The sequence below is a fragment of the Idiomarina seosinensis genome (assembly GCF_003987275.1).
Taxonomy (GTDB): Bacteria; Pseudomonadota; Gammaproteobacteria; order Enterobacterales; family Alteromonadaceae; genus Idiomarina; species Idiomarina seosinensis.
The window spans coordinates 1-5,169 of record NZ_PIQF01000006.1; the positions used below are offsets into that span (position 1 = coordinate 1).

The 5,169-nt window shown below is 51.8% G+C and carries 2 tRNA genes and 2 rRNA genes; all 4 read right to left on the bottom strand.

Annotation, left to right across the window (positions count from 1 at the left end):
• Window positions 1-28: 28 nt before the first annotated feature.
• The 4 genes from CWI81_RS12755 to CWI81_RS12770 all read right to left on the bottom strand — a co-directional run bounded on the left by CWI81_RS12755 (window position 29) and on the right by CWI81_RS12770 (window position 5,008).
• Window positions 29-2,911: ribosomal RNA gene (locus tag CWI81_RS12755) — 23S ribosomal RNA — on the bottom strand.
• Between the two features lie 221 nt (window positions 2,912-3,132).
• Window positions 3,133-3,208: transfer RNA gene (locus tag CWI81_RS12760), tRNA-Ala, on the bottom strand.
• A gap of 115 nt (window positions 3,209-3,323) precedes the next feature.
• Window positions 3,324-3,400 (bottom strand) — tRNA-Ile (locus CWI81_RS12765).
• A gap of 67 nt (window positions 3,401-3,467) precedes the next feature.
• Window positions 3,468-5,008: ribosomal RNA gene (locus CWI81_RS12770) — 16S ribosomal RNA — on the bottom strand.
• The 16S and 23S rRNA genes sit together here with 2 tRNA genes alongside, the layout of an rRNA operon.
• Window positions 5,009-5,169 lie beyond the last annotated feature (161 nt).

Genomic DNA, 5,169 nt, shown 5'->3' on the forward strand with positions numbered 1-5,169 from the left:
TAACAATTCCAAACACCTTGGGTGTTGTATGGTTAAGCCTCACGGGCAATTAGTACGGGTTAGCTCAACGCATTACTACGCTTCCACACCCCGCCTATCAACGTTGTAGTCTTCAACAACCCTTTAGAGCACTCAAAGTGCTAGTGAGAGCTTATCTCGAGGCTCGCTTCCCGCTTAGATGCTTTCAGCGGTTATCGATTCCGAACGTAGCTACCCGGCAATGCCACTGGCGTGACAACCGGAACACCAGAGGTTCGTCCACTCCGGTCCTCTCGTACTAGGAGCAGCCCCTCTCAACTCTCAAACGCCCACGGCAGATAGGGACCGAACTGTCTCACGACGTTCTAAACCCAGCTCGCGTACCACTTTAAATGGCGAACAGCCATACCCTTGGGACCGACTTCAGCCCCAGGATGTGATGAGCCGACATCGAGGTGCCAAACACCGCCGTCGATATGAACTCTTGGGCGGTATCAGCCTGTTATCCCCGGAGTACCTTTTATCCGTTGAGCGATGGCCCTTCCATTCAGAACCACCGGATCACTATGACCTACTTTCGTATCTGCTCGACGTGTCTGTCTCGCAGTTAAGCTGGCTTCTGCCATTGCACTAACCGTACGATGTCCGACCGTACTTAGCCAACCTTCGTGCTCCTCCGTTACTCTTTGGGAGGAGACCGCCCCAGTCAAACTACCCACCAGGCACTGTCCCCACACCCGATTAGGGTGCCAGGTTAGAACATCAAACATACAAGGGTGGTATTTCAAGGATGGCTCCACACCAACTAGCGCCAGTGCTTCAAAGCCTCCCACCTATCCTACACATGTAGGTTCAATGTTCAGTGCCAAGCTGTAGTAAAGGTTCACGGGGTCTTTCCGTCTAGCCGCGGGTACACTGCATCTTCACAGCGATTTCAATTTCACTGAGTCTCGGGTGGAGACAGCGTGGCCATGGTTACACCATTCGTGCAGGTCGGAACTTACCCGACAAGGAATTTCGCTACCTTAGGACCGTTATAGTTACGGCCGCCGTTTACCGGGGCTTCGATCAAGAGCTTCGCTTACGCTAACCCCATCAATTAACCTTCCGGCACCGGGCAGGTGTCACACCGTATACGTCCACTTTCGTGTTAGCACAGTGCTGTGTTTTTAATAAACAGTCCCAGCCACCTGGTCACTGCGACCACCACCAGCTCATGACGCGAAGTCAATCACCGGCAGTGGCGTACCTTCTCCCGAAGTTACGGTACTATTTTGCCTAGTTCCTTCACCCGAGTTCTCTCAAGCGCCTTAGTATTCTCTACCTGACCACCTGTGTCGGTTTGGGGTACGGTCAATATATATCTGAAGCTTAGAGGCTTTTCCCGGAAGCATGGCATCAATGACTTCGCACCCTTAGGTGCTCGTCTCGTGTCTCGGCCTTAAGAGTCCGGATTTACCTAAACTCTCAGCCTACGCACTTTCACCGGGACTACCAACGCCCGGCTCACCTAGCCTTCTCCGTCCCCCCATCGCAATATATATCGGTACAGGAATATTAACCTGTTTTCCATCGACTACGCGTTTCCGCCTCGCCTTAGGGGCCGACTTACCCTACCCTGATTAGCATGGGATAGGAAACCTTGGTCTTCCGGCGTGGGAGTTTTTCACTCCCATTATCGTTACTCATGTCAGCATTCGCACTTCTGATACGTCCAGCAAGCCTCTCGACTCACCTTCATCCGCTTACAGAACGCTCCCCTACCCAGCAACAAGTTGCTGCCGCAGCTTCGGTGTATGGCTTAGCCCCGTTACATCTTCCGCGCAGGCCGACTCGACTAGTGAGCTATTACGCTTTCTTTAAAGGATGGCTGCTTCTAAGCCAACCTCCTAGCTGTCTCTGCCTTCCCACATCGTTTCCCACTGAGCCATAACTTTGGGACCTTAGCTGGCGGTCTGGGTTGTTTCCCTCTCCACGACGGACGTTAGCACCCGCCGTGTGTCTCCCGGATAGTACTCTGCGGTATTCGGAGTTTGCATGGGGTTGGTAAGTCGGGATGACCCCCTAGCCCAAACAGTGCTCTACCCCCGCAGGTATTCGTCCGAGGCTCTACCTAAATAGATTTCGGGGAGAACCAGCTATCTCCGGGCTTGATTAGCCTTTCACTCCTAGCCACAAGTCATCCCCTCATTTTTCAACATAAGTGGGTTCGGTCCTCCAATTGATGTTACTCAATCTTCAACCTGCTCATGGTTAGATCGCCCGGTTTCGGGTCTATACCTTGCAACTAAGCGCCCAGTTAAGACTCGGTTTCCCTACGGCTTCCCTATACGGTTAACCTTGCTACAAAATATAAGTCGCTGACCCATTATACAAAAGGTACGCAGTCACACCACGAAGGTGCTCCTACTGCTTGTACGTACACGGTTTCAGGTTCTATTTCACTCCCCTCGCCGGGGTTCTTTTCGCCTTTCCCTCACGGTACTGGTTCACTATCGGTCAGTTGGGAGTATTTAGCCTTGGAGGATGGTCCCCCCATATTCAGTCAGGATAACACGTGTCCCGACCTACTCGATTTCACTTAAAATGCACCTTCACATACCGGGCTATCACCGTCTGTGGCTCCGCTTCCCAACGGATTCTGTTAGCACATTAAAAGCTTAAGGGCTGTTTCCCGTTCGCTCGCCGCTACTGAGGAAATCTCGGTTGATTTCTTTTCCTCCGGGTACTTAGATGTTTCAGTTCTCCGGGTTCGCTTCCTGGCACCTATAGATTCAGTGCCGGATACTGAGCAAGCTCAGTGGGTTTCCCCATTCGGAAATCCATGACTCAAAGGCCTCTTACTGGCTCGTCATGGCTTATCGCAAGTTAGTACGTCCTTCATCGCCTCCAACTGCCTAGGCATCCACCGTGTACGCTTAGTCACTTAACCATACAACCCTAAGGTGTCTGGTATACATGACCAAGATTGTTTGTTCTTTGCTGTACACAAGTTCGATACGCCTCTACCTTACACATAGGTTCAAATAGAGTGGCATTTCTTACTTTTTTACAATCAGCTTTCCATGTTGTTAAAGAGCGCGTAACACAAAGTTACCGGTAAATGCTTTTTTCTGAAAAAACACTTAACGCTAACTTGTTATAGAGAAGAAATGGTGGAGCCAAGCGGGATCGAACCGCTGACCTCCTGCGTGCAAGGCAGGCGCTCTCCCAGCTGAGCTATGGCCCCAATCATGGGCGTTTCGACCACCCCCGACAAGGGGACTTCAAGCTGTGACAAGGCCGCAAGGAGGACGCATACACCAGTATGCGACGACGCAGCAACGCAGTTCACAGCGCAGAAGTGGTGGGTCTGGGCAGACTTGAACTGCCGACCTCACCCTTATCAGGGGTGCGCTCTAACCAGCTGAGCTACAGACCCAGTTTTTCTTCTCTATTGCTATCAAGCCTGCAAACTGTGTGGACACTTACTTCCGTAAGCTATTTTGTAAGGAGGTGATCCAGCCGCAGGTTCCCCTACGGCTACCTTGTTACGACTTCACCCCAGTCATGAACCACACCGTGGTGATCGTTCTCCCGAAGGTTAAACTAACCACTTCTGGTGCAGCCCACTCCCATGGTGTGACGGGCGGTGTGTACAAGGCCCGGGAACGTATTCACCGTGGCATTCTGATCCACGATTACTAGCGATTCCGACTTCATGGAGTCGAGTTGCAGACTCCAATCCGGACTACGACGCACTTTATGAGATTCGCTAACCATCGCTGGCTTGCTGCCCTTTGTATGCGCCATTGTAGCACGTGTGTAGCCCATCCCGTAAGGGCCATGATGACTTGACGTCGTCCCCACCTTCCTCCGGTTTGTCACCGGCAGTCTCCCCAGAGTTCCCACCATTACGTGCTGGCAACTAAGGATAAGGGTTGCGCTCGTTGCGGGACTTAACCCAACATCTCACAACACGAGCTGACGACAGCCATGCAGCACCTGTCTCAGTGTTCCCGAAGGCACTAATCCATCTCTGGAAAATTCACTGGATGTCAAGGGATGGTAAGGTTCTTCGCGTTGCATCGAATTAAACCACATGCTCCACCGCTTGTGCGGGCCCCCGTCAATTCATTTGAGTTTTAACCTTGCGGCCGTACTCCCCAGGCGGTCAACTTAGTGCGTTAGCTGCGTTACTCACGTCTTAAAGACACGAACAACTAGTTGACATCGTTTACGGCGTGGACTACCAGGGTATCTAATCCTGTTTGCTCCCCACGCTTTCGTACCTCAGCGTCAGTCTCTGACCAGGTGGCCGCCTTCGCCACCGGTATTCCTTCCAATATCTACGCATTTCACCGCTACACTGGAAATTCTACCACCCTCTTCAGGACTCTAGCGTGCCAGTTCAAAATGCCATTCCCAGGTTGAGCCCGGGGCTTTCACATCTTGCTTAACACACCGCCTACGTACGCTTTACGCCCAGTAATTCCGATTAACGCTTGCACCCTCCGTATTACCGCGGCTGCTGGCACGGAGTTAGCCGGTGCTTCTTCTGTGGCTAACGTCAACTGTGATAGCTATTAACTATCACCCTTTCCTCACCACTGAAAGTGCTTTACAACCCGAAGGCCTTCTTCACACACGCGGCATGGCTGGATCAGGGTTGCCCCCATTGTCCAATATTCCCCACTGCTGCCTCCCGTAGGAGTCTGGGCCGTGTCTCAGTCCCAGTGTGGCTGATCATCCTCTCAGAACAGCTAGGGATCGTCGCCTTGGTGAGCCATTACCTCACCAACTAGCTAATCCCACTTGGGCCCATCTCTAGGTGTGAGGCCCGAAGGTCCCCCACTTTGGTCCGTAGACATTATGCGGTATTAGCCACCGTTTCCAGTGGTTGTCCCCCGCCTAGAGGCAAGTTCCCAAGTATTACTCACCCGTCCGCCGCTCGTCATCTTCCAGCAAGCTGGAAATGTTACCGCTCGACTTGCATGTGTTAGGCCTGCCGCCAGCGTTCAATCTGAGCCATGATCAAACTCTTCAATTAAAAGTAGTTCAATCAACTCAATGAATTACGCGTTTTTGCTTGGCTTCTTTCGAAACCTTGCTGAACACTCATTCAAAAGTTGCAATACAAATATTTCTGTTTGCTTACTTCTGCAAGTGCCCACACAGTTTGCTTGGCTTGATATATTGTTAAAGAGCGTT